The organism is Clostridium sp. CS1-1 (assembly GCF_056135525.1).
This window is the reverse complement of the sequence record NZ_CM148680.1, coordinates 2,654,287-2,671,690: the sequence shown is the minus strand read 5'-3', so window position 1 is coordinate 2,671,690 and position 17,404 is coordinate 2,654,287. Positions and strand designations below refer to the sequence as shown.

The following is a 17,404-nucleotide window of genomic DNA, read 5'->3' as shown; positions in this document are numbered from 1 at the left end:
CTGTGAAAATAATTGAGGGTTTTTAAGTTCATTAGTATAAGATTCTGTAATCTTTTGCTCAAAGCCGATTCCACACTGTAAACCTAACCTTCAAACATATAAAAATTTAGACTATTACTCTAACCTCTTTAATAATGTAATTGTTATTTTAGCCATCTTAAAGGCATGGCAATGCCTGATGTCGTAGATTTTGAGAAGTATTCTTTTATAATTTAGAACAGTTCAATAAATTTAAAAAATATTGTCCGTTAGGACTAAAATATTAACTATAATTATTTTATAGAATGAGCACTTATTAGGTGGATTTTACTTGAAAATCTAAAATATTAAATCAGTCTCTATAATTAAAAAATTACTATTCGTAAGTTTTAACTAAATCTGTAAACAAGATTGTATTAGAGTCCTTCGGATAATTATTTTGTTATATTTTATCATATTAGTCTAATCTCTAAAAATATGTTTACTAAGCCTGTCGGTATGAGGCATTAGCATACCTTTAAGATGAGTTTTTATGATTATGCAACAAAAAAGGTTAGGTTTAAAACTATAATTTACAACTGTTATAAGGTTAGGTTTATGGTGTGGAATCAGCTTCGAACGAGAGTTTACAGAATCTTATACTAAAGCACTTAAAAGCTCTCAATTATTTTTACAGTTTTCTAAAAGAAAACATTAAAAATAATTGGAGCTTTTAAATGTGATTTAGTATTAGATTCTGTCCTCGAAGTGAGGGCTGATGAAACACTATAAATCTAACCTTATAACAGCCTCCAAAACTTGGGTTAAGCCGAACCATAAGAAATTTATATATTACAATGTAGCAAGTTGAGTCTTTAAAAACTCATTTTACTCATAGCAATTGTATATTCCTTCTTCTCTTTTCCTCTTTGCAGTATTACTTATATAAGATCCCTCAATCATATTTTTATAACCTTTCTTTGTGACTATGCTCTTTATATAATCTACATGAGGACATCTATCATAATGGTGATTATCTGTTACCATACAAGATGATAAATGAACTGCCACCTCATCTTTGGTAATGTTATTATTTTTACGCGCTTTCTTGAAAAAGTGTTCTAGTTTGGAAGCAACTCCTTTTCCGCAGCATCCACCACAAGTAAAAGAAATATATCTTGTAGTATCATCATAATCTTTAAAAACCTCATCCTTATTATAAAAAGCATTTGTACATGCAAATCCACTGCACCTTCTATGTGCAATATCGCATTGAATGATAATAACGTATTTAGTATCCATAAATTCCCCCTCCTTATATTTAAATTATAATTCTGATATGGTATCATCAAAAGTATCAGTTTTAATATATTTTATGGTATCAGTTATTGGAGGATATAAAGAATGATTGAAATTATGCCTATTTGGGATTACTCAAAAAACACTCCGCTTTATATGCAATTATACGAATATATCAAACATGAAATACAAATTGGGACAATTAAACCACAAACGAAATTGCCATCAAAAAGAAAATTAGCAAGTTATCTAGGAATTAGCCAGAATACTATTCAAACTGCTTATGAACAATTATGTGCAGAAGGATATGTAGAAAGTAAACCTCGTGTAGGGATATTTGTAACAAGACTAGAAGATAGCATATTATGTAGTCTACCATCTACTAATGAGCCAGGTGAAAATGTAAAATTAAAGGATGACTTTAAATACTTAATTAACTTTAGTTCTGGGAATGTTGATTTGGACTATTTTCCATACCGTATATGGAGGAAATTGACAACCCAATGCTTATATTCAGAACAAGGTGATCTCTTATTAGTAGGTGAATCTCAAGGAGAGGAATGTCTACGTAAAGAGATATCTAAATATCTTTTTGAATCAAGAAGCGTGAGATGTGTTCCGGAACAAGTTATTATCGGAGCAGGTATGCAATATCTAATGATATTATTATGTATGCTACTAGGTAAAGACTACACGTACGCAATTGAAAATCCCGGATATAATAAAGCAAGAAATGTTTTTACAGACCAAGGAGTGGATGTCCGACATATTTCTATAGATGAAGATGGTATTTGTGTAGAAGATTTAAGAAAAAGTTCTGCTAGGGTTGTCTATGTTACACCTTCTCACCAGTTTCCCTGTGGAATGATTATGCCCGTTTCTCGAAGATTGGAGTTATTAAAATGGAGTGAAGAAAGAGATGGTTATATAATTGAAGATGACTATGATAGTGAATTTAGATATGAGGGAAAGCCAATTCCTTCTTTACAAGGGTTAGATAGAAATGGCAAGGTTATTTATATGGGGACATTTTCAAAATCTTTAATCCCTTCGATTAGAATGAGTTATCTAGTTTTACCGCCAAAATTAGCTAAGGAATATGAAAAATATTTTGAAACATATAAGCAGACAGTATCCCGACTTCATCAAGATACACTCTATAGATTTATGAAAGAAGGATATCTGTCAAGCCACATAAATAAGATGAGGACATTATATCGTAAAAAGCGTGAAATATTACTTGCCGCAATTGATAAACATATGAAAGAAAAAATTGAAGTAATAGGGGCGAATTCTGGACTGCATATTTTGTTGAAAGTTAAAAATGGAATGACAGAGGAAGAATTGATTCAATCTGCCCACGATATGAAAATAAAAATCTATCCAACCTCAATTTGTTATAATGAATCTGTAACCAGTGAATTTCCCATGATTCTACTGGGCTTTGGTGGTTTAACGCCATTGCAGATTGAAGAAGGTATTCAGGTATTGGAAAAGGCATGGTTTATTTAATAAATGGTAAAAATGAACGGATTGAAAAACTTTCTGAATTAACGGAGCATAGTGTTATAGATCAAATTAACAAATAACAAATTTAGAGAAAATAAATAATTAATTTAGAACACCACATTATTCAAAGTGAGTTTTGTGGTGTTTACTTACGTTTGATTTAACATCTTAGATTTATAAAGCTTTAAAGCTATTGAATAAATTGCACTTAATATTAATTTTAAACAGTTAGTTGATATATCAATAGTATAAAGGGAAATAGTTGACGTATCAATTAATTAGATGTAGACTATTAATATACCATATACGAAAGGATGTTTTACGATGGATAATTTTGAAAAGCCGCTAAACGTATTAATACATCAGTCAAATATAATTCTTAGAAATATTTTACAAAAGGAATTACATGATTATGATATTACTGCTGAGCAGTGGTCTATTTTAATTGAACTTTATAATAATGAAAGGATTAATCAAAAGGAGTTAGCTAAGAAATGTTTTAAAGATAGAGCAGCTTTAACAAGAAGCTTGGATATTCTTGAAAAAAGAGAATTTGTAAAAAGAGAAAAATCACCAAATGATAGAAGAGAATTTTTAATAACGCTTACAAGTAATGGGCGTGAACTAGTAGAAAAATTGTTACCAATTGTCCTTGAGGTAAGAACGAAAATAACCTCTGTACTTAGTGAGGAAGAAAATTCTATGTTAAGTGGGTTGCTACAAAAATTAATGAAAGGTTTACTATAAGGAATTAAAAGATGGATAATATTAAAAGTGAACAAAAAGTTTCATTCAAATTAATGATGGCAACAGTTTTTCTTGGGGCATTTATAGTGATGCTAAGTAGCAGTACTATAAATTTAGCAATTCCATTTTTTATGAAGAATTTTAATACAAGTTTAGATATGGCGAAGTGGACACTTACAGGATATTTATTATCTATGGGAACAGTAACTCCATTGTCTGCATGTTTGGGGGAAAGGTTTAGTTATAAACGTGTATACTTAGTTTCAATTGTTGGATTTACTTTGTCATCAATTCTATGTGCATTATCGTGGAATATAATTTCATTGATAACCTTTCGTATTTTACAGGGGGTATTTTGTGGATTTGTTATGCCTGCTACTATGGCTATAATTTATCAAGTTATTCCAAAAGAAGATCAGGTAACTGCAATAAGTATTTGGAGTACTGCAACAATGCTTGCTCCTGCTGTTGGACCGACCTTAAGTGGATTTTTAATTCAGTACTTTAATTGGCAATCTATATTTTTAATAAATATTCCAATTGGACTTATTATTTTTATATTAGGTGCTAAATCTATGCCATATTTCAAATTTGATAGTCCGAAATATTTTGATTTTTCGGGGTTTTTATTTGTTTTAATAGGTAGTTTGTTTTTGTTAATCGCTTTTAGTGAGGGTGCGAACTTGGGTTGGAGCTCATGGAAAATAATAAGTTTGATTATTGTGGGATTTGTGGCTTTAGGGTTATTTATTTGGAGAGAACTAAGCATAGACTTACCGATTCTTAATATTCGTGTGTTTAAATATCAAAAGTATTCTTTAAGCATTATAGTATATTGTAGTATTATGATTATCACATATGCAGGTATTCTTTTGACTCCGCTTTTCCTACAAAATATTCAACATATTTCGGTATTAAATACAGGAATTATTTTATTACCAGCGACTCTTGTTATGGCATTATTAATGCCTGTTGTAGGTAAGTTATATAAACATATAGACCCAAGTATATTAATAATGATTGGTATTTTATTTATGGCAGTTGGTTCATGGAAAATGGCGCATTTAACCATTTATACACCTCATAGTTATATTATAATTTGGATGATAGTTCGTAATATTGGAATGTCTTTTAGTACACTGCCTGTTACTTATTGTGGAATGGCAGTTCTCCCTAAAATAATGTCTGGACATGGCTCTTCAATAAATAATTGGACAAGTAGGGCGATATCTTCTTTATCCATGGGTGTATTTACGTCTATACTAACATCTCGCGCTATAAATCATGCTAATGAACTAGTTGCAGCTTCAAATAATAAATTACCTACTGTGTTAACTGAAAGCAAAGGATTTGTAATGGCTGTAAATGATGTGTATTTTATAAGTTTTATTATTATTTTAATTACACTACCAATTAGTTTTTTTCTTAAAAGAGAAACTAAAGAGCATAAACATAATTCAATGCTTATAAAAAATGAGGTGTAGACAAATATTTTTACCTTGTCTTATAAATATTTGCATATTCTTACTACGAGTCAAAGGGAACTTCCTAATTATTAAAGGTTAGGAGTTCCCTTTAATACAACATAATAAGTTGTAAACTATAAAATTTATAGTTTAGTGGGAGAACGTTCATAGGTTTGTGTAAAATTATATAGATGAGGTCTAACTTAATTGGAAATTACTATAGGAAAAAATTCCTGTAGTAATTTTTACTTTTTGTGGTAATACTAGATAATGTCGTAGTATAGCTTTTATCTGTTAGTATTGTTTGTAATTTTTTCATTATTATTCTCTTTTATTCAAAAAAGTACAAGCGTAGCTTTTTAGATATATTGTTCAAGCCTATCTTCAAACATTATACTAAGTTGAGCTAATGTTAAGAACCAGTTCTGACTCGGCGAAGTCCATTTTCTCATAATCTGCTCTGTAGCTAAATATAGAGCTTTCATCAATGAATCATCCGTAGGGAATGATGTTCTAATCTTAGTAAATTTTCTTAGCTGCCTGTTGAATCCCTCTAAAGCATTTGTAGTATATATTATTCTTCTAATCTCTGGTGGAAAAGCAAAATATGTAGATAAGTTCTCCCAGTTATTCTTCCAAGACTGTATAACTATTGAATACTTTTCTCCCCAAGTGTCTTCCAAAGTTTGAAGGGAATTTAGAGCTATTTGCTCACTTGTTGCTTGATATACAGATTTTAAATCCTTCATAAAAGCCTTACTGTCCTTTGAAGCTACATATCTTATAGAATTTCTAATCTGGTGTATTATGCAGTTTTGTATACTTACATTAGGGAACACAGCTTTTATAGCATCAGGCAAACCTTTAAGACCATCCATACAGGCAATTAGTATATCCCTTACCCCTCTATTTTTAAGGTCGTTACAAACTGATAACCAGAACTTAGCTCCTTCCTGTTCTCCAATCCAAATACCAAGTATATCCTTATAACCCTTAGTATCTAAAGCCATACAAATGTATGCAGCCTTACTTACAATCCTATGTTCTTCTTTAACCTTAAAATGAATAGCATCCATATAAACTATAGGGTATACAAGGTCTAACGACCTATTTTGCCAGGCGATAGCCGTTTCGATAACCTTATCTGTTATTTTTGAAATCATCGTAGGAGATATATCAACTCCATAAAGTTCATCAATTTCTGATTTAATATCGTCCACAGACATGCCTCTTGCATATAGACCTATAACCTTTTTATCAAGCTCATTACAAACTGTTTCATATTTCTTCACAATCCTAGGCTCAAATTCTGATTTTCGGTCTCTTGGCACACTTACATCAACTTCTCCGAAGCTGGTTCTAATATTCTTCTTACTATAGCCATTTCTGTAGTTCTTATTATCATTGTTCTCTCTCTCATACTTCTCTCTACCGAGATGTTCTTCCATCTCAGCCTCTAAGAATTGCTGAATTATGTTGCCAAATAACCGTTGCATTAGCCCATTCTTTCCAACTAAATCCTCCATACTCTTACATTTATTTAGTTCTTTATTTAAATCTATATCTGGTATTTGTAATTGTTTCATTTCTTTTTCTCCCTTCATAAATCATTGTGGTTATTATTCCCATAAATACCAGCTATACATACATAAAAAAAGCATACATAGATTTGATTTACACAAATCTATGTATGCTCCCTTTAGTGGATAGGATTTTTGTTTAGAATTTCTCTATTTCGAATTTATCTAGAAGTTTCCCTTTAGAACTAATAACAGAAACTTTAATACCATCTGAATCCACATCAACCATGACGAAATGAAATTTGGCTATAGGGGATATTATTACTCCTTTTTTATCTTTAAACTTATCTTTAAGTTTTTCTCCACTGCCGCCTGTAATAACTTGATAGATATCTTTTTCATACTCTATCTTTCGTCTCGAATAATTATGTTCGTGACCCGAGAAGACTATATCTATATTGCATTTCTGAACAATTTTCCAGAAAGCATCTCTATCATCGGGATATAAGTCTAGGCAATGCCCCAAATGGGCTCCTGTTGGAAAAGCAGGAGAGTGAACAAAAACAATTTTATTTTTTATTTTTGCAGAAGCTATTTTTTCAAACCATGAAAGCTGTTTATTTACAATTTTGTTTTTTTCCCCAAAATGAAAGGCGTTAAGTACTATAAATCTGGTATCTTTGTAGTCTGTATAAAATACGGTCCTGTTATAACCATTAAGACACGTATCAGGAAGCATATCATCATATATCCTGCTGAAGATTCTTTCATATCTATCATCTTCGGGAGTGTTATTAACTTCATGATTACCTACTACAGGAATTAAAGGCTTTCCGTAATGATATTTCTCTATTAAGCTTCTTAGATTGTCAAGTTGGTAAGCTAATACCACTTCCTCGCTGCTGCCTGCGACGTTATCTCCGCATAATACAATAAGATCAGGCTTAGGCTGAAGTTTACAAGTTTTCTCCAAAAGCTTTATTAGTACTTTTTCATTAATACCATTTTCTTTTCCCTTAGAGTCGCTTAAGATTACAAATCTCATGTTTATACCACCACCAAGACAACTATAAATAGTTGATGTAATTATATAAAATACTGCGATTGACACTTGCTCCTAAGATTAATGCTCTAGAATTTTTAAGAAATCTTTGTAGTTCAGTTGAGTTAAGGCATGGTTCTCCAATAAGTGAATGTTTATTCTCTCCAACTTTATTTGTATGGAAGTCTGAGCCTGCTGTATAAAAAGAAAATCCTTTGGTTGCTATGTTGGTAAAATATTTTGTATTATAATTATTACTGCGACAGTATTTTGCTTCTATACCATCAAAAGGCATATTTAAAAGACTGGGAAGATTTTTCTTAGATATACGAACAGGATGGGCTAGCACCACTGCAGCTTCAAATGATTTTAGGAGGTAAATTCCTTCAGAACTAGATAAATAATTATTAGAGTTTCGACGTTTCCTGTATTGCCAAAACATTTCTCTAAATTTTTGAGCTCTATGGTTTTTTACTAATTTTAGGATTTGTCTAAAATCAACACTATCAAATTGTCTATTTCTAAAGTATCCTAAAATATGAATACTTTCGCCGTTAAAACTCGTGGATAGCTCAACTGCAGGAATTACCGAAACACCATGCTGTTTGCCTGCTTCAGAGGCTTCAGCTATCCCATCAATTGAATTGTGATCAGAAATAGCAATAGTATCTATGCCGCGACTTTTTGCGAGTTCTATAATCTGTCGTGGACTAAGATAGCCATCAGATGCTGTTGAATGAATATGAAGATCACCTCTCATAAGCATATTACCAACTCCTTTACTCTTTGCAAGTTTAAAACAAATTAGGAGTTCACTATTTCTTTTTATATTTTTTCCTGGAGTAATTTATCCATTGATTGTATAATTCTGGCCTATCATTTTTTACAAAGTAAAAAAAATCATCTTTGTATCCAAGCTCCTCTAGACCGCTAATAATCAAATTTGGAATTTTAGATTTTTTTATCATTGCTTTTGAAGTATCTATAAGCTTAAGTTCACCGGTTGGCATTACAAAGATATGAAATATTGCTGAATCTAGCCTCAAATAACCAAGCTTATTCATGGTATCATACAGTTCTATAAGTTTTTTTGAGATTTGAGGCGTAAGTTTTTGCTTTGATAGGTATTTATTTAATTCAATACCATCAACATATTCTCTTATGATATAGTCTGCACCAAATTGGTAAAGCATAGGGAAATGCTTATCTGCTTTAGCCATTAATAAAGTAATTAGTTCATCTTTACACACTTTCTTACTTTTAAAAATTTTTATGCACTTTTTGGAGTCTATTCTGTATACCTTGCCTTGGGTACCTTTGCCTACAAACTCTAAATTTTTTACATTTATATCCTTACTAAGCTTAATATTACTCACCTGTTTAAAAATAATCACAATTTTAGTATATTCGGGAGAGTATATTTTTGTTCTAGTCATTTAAAAAAGAAAAGCTCAGGACAAACTTACGGCTTAATTGTTTATTTTGCTTTTAGGGAAGTAGGAATTTTCAGATTCTAATATAGATGTCTAAAGAAAATATAAATCCTGGTCACTTGATTGAAATGTAAGATAAAAAGTTTAAGACAGAAGTGGTTAAAAAATAAAGCTCTTTGTGAGATAAATCTATACCAACAGGAAAAAAGTATAGGTATGATAATTAATTTAAGGGAGGATATCAAAAAAAGACATTTGTCCAACGATAAATGTCTTTAGTATTGACATAACGAAATAAAAGAGATAAAATAGGTTCGATGTCATTTTTAACATTGAACAATTTATAACTCCCTAATTATATTATACACCTTTAAAAAAGCAATGTCAACTGGTTTTAGAAATAATCTTACTAAATTATTTTAATAAGGAGGAGATATCATGAACAATAATAATCTTGAATGGAAATTTGAAAATGAATGGCTTGTAGAGGTGCTTAAAGAGGCTCAAAAGCAGTTTGATGAAAAGCATAATTTCAAGGAAAAGTTTAGAAAGGATGCTCTTGAAACACAAAAGCAGCTTTGGGAGGACGTAGGCTCCGTGTCCGTAACAAACGGGTTGGATCAGATTGCAGAGTTCATGGAATTTATGAATACTATGAAAATACAAAAGAGAGGACATGAATTTACAAGAAAGCTTGAGGAAAAATATGAAAGAATGCTTTTATCTCCCTATTTTGCAAGGATGGATTTTATTGAAAAGGGAGAGGAGAAAGCTCAGAAGTGTTATATAGGAATCTCCAATCTTATTAATGATAATTTTGATTTTCTCGTATATGACTGGAGGGCGCCTATTTCTAGCATGTTTTACGATTACGAAATTGGAGAAGCCAATTATAAATGTCCTGAAGGAATGGTAAATGGAAAACTTAAACTTAAAAGACAGTACAAGATTAATAATGGTAAAATTGAGTACATGTTTGACAGTAATCTTAAGATAGATGATGAAGTGCTGCAGGATATGTTGAGTAAAAGTACCGATAGCAAGATGAAGACGATAATAACAACTATTCAAAGAGAGCAGAATAAAGCGATTCGTAATGAGGAGTATAAAAATTTAATTGTTCAAGGTCCTGCTGGAAGTGGAAAAACTTCTGTTGCCCTTCACAGAATCGCTTATCTCTTGTATAAGCACAGAGATAAAATAACTCCTGAAAATATAGTAGTGTTCTCTCCGAATGATGTTTTTAATGATTATATTTCTAATGTATTACCTGAGCTCGGAGAAGATAATATGTACCAGACTACGTTTAAGGAATATATGCATAAGGCCTTAGGAGATGAGTTTAAGAAGGAAAACTACAACGAAATGATGGAATATATACTTGGCTCAAGAAAGGAGGCTACTTATCAAACAAGAATCAGAAACATAAAATTTAAATCTTCCATGGAATTTATAGATATATTAAAGCTATATGTGGCTTTCCTAGAGAAAACGAATAGAAGTTTTATGGATATCATTTTTAGAGGGAGTTTAATAATCTCCTCAAAGGATTTAGAAGAACTGTTTTTTAAAGATTATGCACACCTTCCGCTCAAAAGGAGACTTCAAAAGATAAGAGAGAGAATTTTATTCCTTTTAGAGCCTTATGAAAAAAATCACATAAAAGAAGTGTCAGATAAACTCAAGAGTTTAGACTCTTATATGGATAAATCAGAAATTATGGAACGAAGTACAATTATGGTAAAGGATGAACTGAAAGATGTTTATTATGAAATCAATAGAATGACAGATTTTGACTTGGTGAATATTTATAAAAAGCTCTTTGAAAACTTGGAGTCTTTCTTGGGTAGTTCAAATGATCAATACAATGAGAAGAAAATTGATGAAATTAAAAGATATACTTTAGAAAATTTAAAGGCTAAAATACTTAATTATGAGGATCAGCCGATACTTTTATATCTAAAAGGCGCGCTGGGAGACCTTCCAAAAACCTCAGAAATTAAATATGTTATTATTGATGAAGCACAGGACTATTCACCGCTGCAGTATGAAATTTTTTATCAGCTTTTTAACCAGGCTGATATGACCATACTAGGTGATTTGAATCAATCTATCAATCTATTTATGAATGTAGGGGATTATAATAATATCTCTCGTATATTCCCGAAAGATAATACCTGCATAATAAATTTAACTAAAAGCTACAGATCAACAATAGAAATTGCTAAGTTTTCAGGAAGGTTGCTTAATAAGGAGATTGACTTTGAATGTGTAGAAAGAAGTGGAGATGAGCCTTTAATCCTTGGCTTTTCAGATGAAGAAGCTATAAAACGGAAACTTCTTGAGGATATAAAAGTATATAAGGAGAAAGGCTACAAATCCATTGGTATCATAACAAGGACTGTAAAAGAAGCAAAAGAGGTATATAGTTTCTTAGAAGATAAGGTGACCGTTAAAGCCATAATGAAGGATAATGATGAATATGTAAGTGATACCTTGGTGATCCCAGCCTATCTTGCTAAAGGATTAGAATTTGATGTGGTGCTTATTTATAATGCAGGAGATGAAAATTACAGTTGTGAGGAGGAAAGACTTCTGTTTTATACTGCCTGTACTAGAGCGCTTCATGTTTTATGTGTATACTATTCTGGCAATAGCACACCATTGCTGGAGGGAACTGTTAAATTTAGTTATGCAAAATAAACAGAGTTCTTGGCATCAGATGGAGTTTTAACTCCACCTGATGCTTAGAAATCGTTATCCAGGGACGTAGCCGCTCTTTACTCCCTCTTGTAGAAAAGCAGATATCCCAAATCTCCGATTTGGTGATAGTCGCTTTCACACCGTGCGAGGGAGTATTAGAGCGGGTAGTCATCGGATAAAAAGTAATTGGCAATACTGCTAAAAATAAATAGGGTACACTAAGCTATTTTAAGTTAAATATAAGGTGCTTCACAGGCATCAGTGTGTCAAGTAGCTTGCCTATAATTAAGGAGGATATTATATGATTCCAGAAACAAAATTAAATGCGGTTAAAAATGCCTTACAGGAAACTTTTGGAGTGAGCGAATTAGAGGATATCAGGGAAATGACTGATGGACTCTCATCTGCCATTGTTTTGTGTATAGTTGTGAAGGGAAAGCCATACTTGCTTCGTATCATAACTCGTACCGATGCAATGGGTGATCCAACGAACCAGTTTGCAAACATGAAGACCGCTGCTGATGCGGGACTTGCTCCTAGTGTATGGTACATGAGCATAGAAGATAGAATTTCCATTACAGATTTTGTGGCAGCTCGACAGTTTCCGGTGAGTGAGGCAAGAACTAAGCTGGCTGAGCTACTTCGCCATTTGCATTCACTTCCGCCTTTTCCTAAGTCTTCGAATTACCAAGATACTATGGATGGTTTTGTTAGGAAATTTCAGGATGCTAAAATCCTTCCGGAGAGTATGATGGAAGAACTATTTAAGCAGTACAGACGTGTTGCTGCTATTTATCCTCATAATGATGAGGATTGGGTTTCGTGTCACAACGATCTTAAGCCTGAAAATATTCTTTTTGACGGGGAGCGAGCTTGGTTTGTGGATTGGGAGGCATCTTTTTTAAATGACCGATATGTGGATCTAGCTGTTGTCGCAAATTTTGTGGTAATGAGTGACGAAGAAGAAGAAGGTTTTCTTCAAAGTTATTTCGGAGAACCAGCTGATGAATACAGGCATGCCCGATTTTTTCTAATGCGTCAAATGCTTCACATGTTCTATATAGCAATTTTCATGTTGTTGGCCTCTAAAGGCAAACCTATTGATCCAAATATAAAAAAAGCAGATTTCAGAGAACTTCATGACCGTATGTGGGCAGGTGAAATCAGCTTGGCAGCCGATGAAGCAAAGCTACAGTACGCTTGGGCTCATATGGAACAACTTTTGCAAAATGTAAGGACAAAACGATTTGAAGATTCATTGAGTATTATTTCTGATTATCACATGAGCTGAAGTTAGAAATAAATCAATTGAATATTTTGAGGAATTCAAGCGTCGTTATTGGTATAACTTATTTCCATCAATAAAACCCTCGATAGCAATATCGAGGGTTTTTGTTCAACTTTTTATGAATGTGAGAAATATCATTGACTTAAAACAAAGAAAATGATAAAATTATACATCTAAATATAATGCATTACATTTAATTATATCATATATAACTCAAAAAGTCAATTGTTTTTTAAAAATAGGGGGGAGTTTATGAAAAAAATTATTGTGTCTATTCCAGATTCTATAATACTTAAACAAGTTATTACAGAAATTCAGCAGATTAATGAACTAACTTTAGAATATGGCTTAAAACTTTCTGAGAAAGATATAAAAACAATTATGGAAACAAGGACTGAAGCTTTAAGCAATAATGGTAGAGTTGAATTTGGTGGAGGGATAATAACACACATTATCTCAAACTTTTGTGATTCGCCTTATATTTCACAATATAACTATGCTGAAACTATAAATGATCTTATAGAAACTTTTTATTATTACAAAAATGAAACAATGGAAGAGATAAGTGATGATGAATTAATTGATTTTATGAAAGAGTATTTTAATAATAAATGTCAAGGGGATTTGGATCTCCTTAGATATAAATACTTAGATAAAGTATCGCATAATGTAAAATATGGAGTGATTGATTTGTTAAATATGGATGAATGCATAGATAGTGACGAAGAGAGTGATGAGAATGGAGATGAAGAATAATGGATAATTTTATTATTAATAAAGAAGGTACCTTTAAGAATTTATTGAGTAAGGAGTTCTACTTTCAATCTCTATTGCAGGTGCTTCATTCTAATAACTTATTAAATGTGAGGGATATTGAGAGTATTCAGCTACAAATGGTAAATATACTAACAGAAACAGTGGGTTACTATACGAAGAATAAAAGTTTTTCGGTTAGGGTAGAAATTGCAGAACAAATTATGTTATCTATTTATTATACAATAGGACTATTTTTAAAGAACCAGTCAACCATAAAGGAAAATATAAATTTAATTAAAGAGAAAGAGCTAAAGTATTTATTTGCAGAAGGTGAAAAAATATTAAGATCGAAAATAGGTGAATGTCAGAGATTACTTGAGATTGTAAAAGAAACCAGATTAGCAACAGAAAACTATGCTTATATAGATACAATTGATTATGCAATTACATCATTTTTAAAAGATTATGATGTCAGGTTTGCAAGCCATGAAACTCCAGCGCCTATAGATTATCCACTTGCTATTGATGAACTGAATCAGGTAGGAATTGAATATATAGAGAATTATTTAAATAAATTAGTCCTTGAAAATAAATTTTGTTCATACTTTGACAATGCAGAAATCGAAGCTTTATTAAAAAGCTTTAATAAGAACTGCAATCAGATGCTAATAAATATATTTCAGTTTATTCTCACTAACTACTTAGGGAATCTTTTAATAGGAAAGAGGGGAATATCATTAGATATAACTAATGGAGATAGGGCATATCTTAAAAGCATTATGGAAAACTTATCTCAAATGGAGCTTGAGGCGTTATTTTTGAAATCTGTAGAAAAGCTCTGTCAGGAGCTTTTTATTGAGGATAAAAACTTTATTGAATATATAAATAAAACAGTCCTAAAGATTGCGCCAGAAATAAGAAGAAACATTGAAACTAATACCTTGGAAAATACATTTATTACTTTAGCCAAGTCAGAGAATAATATCATTAAATATGTTGATGGCGAGAGTGTTGATAATAGCATGTTTAGGAGTATAACTGAGGAAATTAGGGATTGTAGTAATGCTAAAGAGAAAATAGAAATTATTAGAGAAGAATTTCATAGCTTGAAGGATTTAGTTGATGTATTAAGTGCTGATTGTATATTTGGTAACGAGTTTTTTGATGTTTTCAAGGCTCTGGATGATTTTGAACTAGCATTATTGATTAAGAGTATTTCAAATGATGAGGTTTGGGAAAGTGATTATGGTACTGAGAGTGAGAAAGAATGGCATGAAAAACTTAAGATATATCTAGAGGGGTTGGATGACATAAAAAAAGAAGAGATAATTAGTATATCTCGAGGTATTGAGTTATAAATAAGGTATGCACAAATAATTAGGTGCATTAACTAATATACTTTATATATAGTAAACTGTTTATGAAATTGACAATCCAAGCAATTTGTGGATGGGGGTATTAGTTAGTGTATCTATATTATGAGGTGGTTTTAGAGTTTTCTTTGTTACCAGTAGCTCGTCACTTTAAACTAGATGATTACGTTAACGAAATAGGAGATTGTGCCCATATATTTAATTTAGAAAAGGGTGAGAACAGTGTATTTCCATATGATATTGACAATAATAAACTGAGCTGCTTTATAAGGGTAAATAAGAATACTGATAATACAATAATTATAAACAGGTTTAAGGAACTATTATGTGATAATAGATTTGAATGGTTTGAAATAAATGAGAATGTAGAACTAGAGAAAATGGTAAAGACCTTTATGATTACTAGAATAGAAAGAGAAGTTTGCTTAGATATGTTAAAGGAGATAAGTGACATAAAAAGCCCTTTATTAAACATTGAGGATTACAATAAGTTTCTGGATTCCGAAAGAAGCTCCTATAATGGAGATAAAAATAGTACCTTTAATCTTAATGAAGCTTTTTCAATTTTTAATAACATTGTAGGCTTAGATGAGTTTAAAAATGAAATGAAAACTATTGCTAGGTTTGCTGATTACAGCAAGAGAATAAAAAAGGAGATCAATACAAAAGTTATGTTTCCTTATCATTATGTTTTTACTATTGATCAAGGAATGGGCATAACCTCCATATTAAAGCTTATGGCAGAATATCTTAATAAACTAGGTATTATAAATTCCTCTAGTGTTATAGAATACAAGGGATTCGGAACAAATGAAGAAATTAAAAATGCAAATCTTAAAGGAGTGAAAGACTGTGGAATAGTAGCAATTCATGTAAACTTAGATTTTAATGATGTAGAAGCTTATTTCAATAAATTTAGAGATATATTATGGGAGTACAGAGGCAAGGTATTATTTGTATTTATAAACAGTTGTAGAGACGAATTAAAGTTAAGGCTTCTTTTAGAAAAAATAAAAAGCAAAGTAAACTGTCATCATATAAATTTTAAACCATATACAAATAAAGAATTATTTGAAATTGCAGACAGGCTTCTAGATATACAAGGTTTTCAGCTATCTATACAGGCGAAGGAGTATTTTCAAAGAAGGATTGATATTGAAAAGGAAAGAGGGAGTTTTTCAAATATAAGAACTATCCAGAAGATAATTGATGAGGTCTGGGTAGAAAAATTATTCAGGCTGGATGAGATGAATATGAACGAGACTTATGATATTTTAACTGCAGAAGATTTTAAGGTAGTGGAAGATGCTAATGATGTAATAAAAAAAGATATGTGGGTTGAATTAAATGAAATAGTGGGACTTCACGAGGTTAAGAAAAGAATAAAAGAAATAGTAGCAGATACACGGGTAAAAAGGAAATTAAGAGAAATAGGAGTAATAGAGGAAAATAGCTGCTACCATATGTTCTTTTTAGGAAATCCGGGCACAGGAAAGACAACGGTAGCAAGAATTCTTGGGAGAATATTTAAGGAAATAGGCATACTTGAGAAAGGTGAAGTACATGAGGTAAGTCGTGAGGGACTGATAGGAAAATTTGTAGGACAGACTGCACCTAAAGTTAGAGAAAAGGTAAAAGAGGCTTTAGGTTCAATTCTTTTTATAGATGAAGCTTATAGCATTTATGGTGGAGAGGATAAAGTGGATTTTGGTCATGAGGTGGTGTCAACCTTAGTAAAGGAAATGGAAGATAATCGAGATAAGTTTATAGTTATAATGGCTGGTTATCCTAAGGAGATGGAAACTTTCATGAACATGAACCCAGGACTAATGGAAAGAGTCCCTTATAAAATTGAATTTGAAGATTACGATGGAAAAGAATTGACTGAAATATTCTTCAAGCTTCTTGGAAAGGACTATGTGGTAGAGACCGGCGTATATGATAAGATATATGAACTATTCTTAAAGATTCGCAGTAATGCCGGGAAAAATTTTTCTAATGGAAGAGTTGCTAGGAATGTTGCTGAGAGACTAAAGGTAAAACATTCTATGCGAATATGTGAAGAGAATAACTTCTCAAAGGAAAATCTACTTACCATAAAATTAAAAGATATAGATGCTTTGCATGAGGATATAGATATACTTAATAAAATTAATAATTCTAAGGAAAAAAATAAATTGATAGGATTTAAAAGTAAGTGATTCTATAATTGTATTAATTTCTACTCCTGAGTTACAAATAACCATGGCGAATTTTTTAATAACTAGCAAAAACTTTCAATATATCTGTCATGTCCATAAATCCCAAGAA

13 protein-coding genes are annotated in these 17,404 nt (G+C 31.5%); 8 read left to right on the top strand and 5 right to left on the bottom strand.

Annotated elements, in window-relative coordinates; all coding sequences use genetic code 11:
- Nucleotides 1-846: 846 nt before the first annotated feature.
- A complete protein-coding gene (locus AC0N0V_RS12620) occupies nt 847-1,260 on the bottom strand; it encodes a CGGC domain-containing protein (protein WP_474458266.1) in 414 nt (137 codons plus the stop codon).
- Nucleotides 1,261-1,362: 102 nt separating this feature from the next.
- Between AC0N0V_RS12620 and pdxR the strand changes: the two genes are divergently transcribed.
- The 3 genes from pdxR (at nt 1,363) to AC0N0V_RS12605 (ending at nt 4,997) form a co-directional block, all read left to right on the top strand.
- Nucleotides 1,363-2,769 carry a MocR-like pyridoxine biosynthesis transcription factor PdxR gene (gene pdxR / locus AC0N0V_RS12615; protein WP_474458265.1) on the top strand — a complete coding sequence of 469 codons (1,407 nt, stop codon included), beginning with the start codon at nt 1,363-1,365 and terminating at the stop codon, nt 2,767-2,769.
- 321 nt (nt 2,770-3,090) lie between these two features.
- Nucleotides 3,091-3,513, top strand: a complete 423-nt coding sequence (locus tag AC0N0V_RS12610; protein ID WP_474458263.1) for a MarR family winged helix-turn-helix transcriptional regulator — start codon at nt 3,091-3,093, stop codon at nt 3,511-3,513.
- Nucleotides 3,514-3,524: 11 nt separating this feature from the next.
- A complete protein-coding gene (locus AC0N0V_RS12605) occupies nt 3,525-4,997 on the top strand; it encodes an MDR family MFS transporter (protein WP_474458262.1) in 1,473 nt (490 codons plus the stop codon).
- Between the two features lie 341 nt (nt 4,998-5,338).
- Here AC0N0V_RS12605 and AC0N0V_RS12600 read toward each other — a convergent pair whose 3' ends face one another.
- The 4 genes from AC0N0V_RS12600 to AC0N0V_RS12585 form a co-directional block, all read right to left on the bottom strand.
- Entirely contained in the window at nt 5,339-6,565 is a 1,227-nt protein-coding gene (locus tag AC0N0V_RS12600) for an IS256 family transposase (protein WP_474464472.1), read from the bottom strand.
- 133 nt (nt 6,566-6,698) lie between these two features.
- Nucleotides 6,699-7,544, bottom strand: coding sequence for a metallophosphoesterase family protein (locus tag AC0N0V_RS12595; protein ID WP_474458261.1), 846 nt, complete (start codon nt 7,542-7,544; stop codon nt 6,699-6,701).
- Between the two features lie 22 nt (nt 7,545-7,566).
- Nucleotides 7,567-8,307 carry a PHP domain-containing protein gene (locus AC0N0V_RS12590; RefSeq protein WP_474458259.1) on the bottom strand — a complete coding sequence of 247 codons (741 nt, stop codon included), beginning with the start codon at nt 8,305-8,307 and terminating at the stop codon, nt 7,567-7,569.
- A gap of 49 nt (nt 8,308-8,356) precedes the next feature.
- A complete protein-coding gene (locus AC0N0V_RS12585; RefSeq protein ID WP_474458258.1) occupies nt 8,357-8,977 on the bottom strand; it encodes a hypothetical protein in 621 nt (206 codons plus the stop codon).
- A gap of 435 nt (nt 8,978-9,412) precedes the next feature.
- Between AC0N0V_RS12585 and helD the strand changes: the two genes are divergently transcribed.
- The 5 genes from helD (at nt 9,413) to AC0N0V_RS12560 (ending at nt 17,295) form a co-directional block, all read left to right on the top strand.
- Entirely contained in the window at nt 9,413-11,677 is a 2,265-nt protein-coding gene (gene helD, locus AC0N0V_RS12580; RefSeq protein WP_474458256.1) for an RNA polymerase recycling motor HelD, read from the top strand.
- 301 nt (nt 11,678-11,978) lie between these two features.
- On the top strand, nt 11,979-12,968 hold the full coding sequence (locus tag AC0N0V_RS12575) for a phosphotransferase (RefSeq protein ID WP_474458255.1): 990 nt from the start codon (nt 11,979-11,981) through the stop codon (nt 12,966-12,968).
- A 249-nt stretch (nt 12,969-13,217) separates the two neighbouring features.
- Complete coding sequence (locus tag AC0N0V_RS12570; protein ID WP_474458254.1) at nt 13,218-13,721, top strand: DUF6323 family protein; 504 nt, start codon at nt 13,218-13,220, stop codon at nt 13,719-13,721.
- Nucleotides 13,721-15,079, top strand: coding sequence for a DUF6179 domain-containing protein (locus tag AC0N0V_RS12565; RefSeq protein WP_474458252.1), 1,359 nt, complete (start codon nt 13,721-13,723; stop codon nt 15,077-15,079). The genes AC0N0V_RS12570 and AC0N0V_RS12565 overlap by 1 nt, the downstream gene beginning before the upstream one ends.
- Before the next feature lie 107 nt (nt 15,080-15,186).
- Complete coding sequence (locus tag AC0N0V_RS12560) at nt 15,187-17,295, top strand: AAA family ATPase (RefSeq protein ID WP_474458251.1); 2,109 nt, start codon at nt 15,187-15,189, stop codon at nt 17,293-17,295.
- Nucleotides 17,296-17,404: the final 109 nt, after the last annotated feature.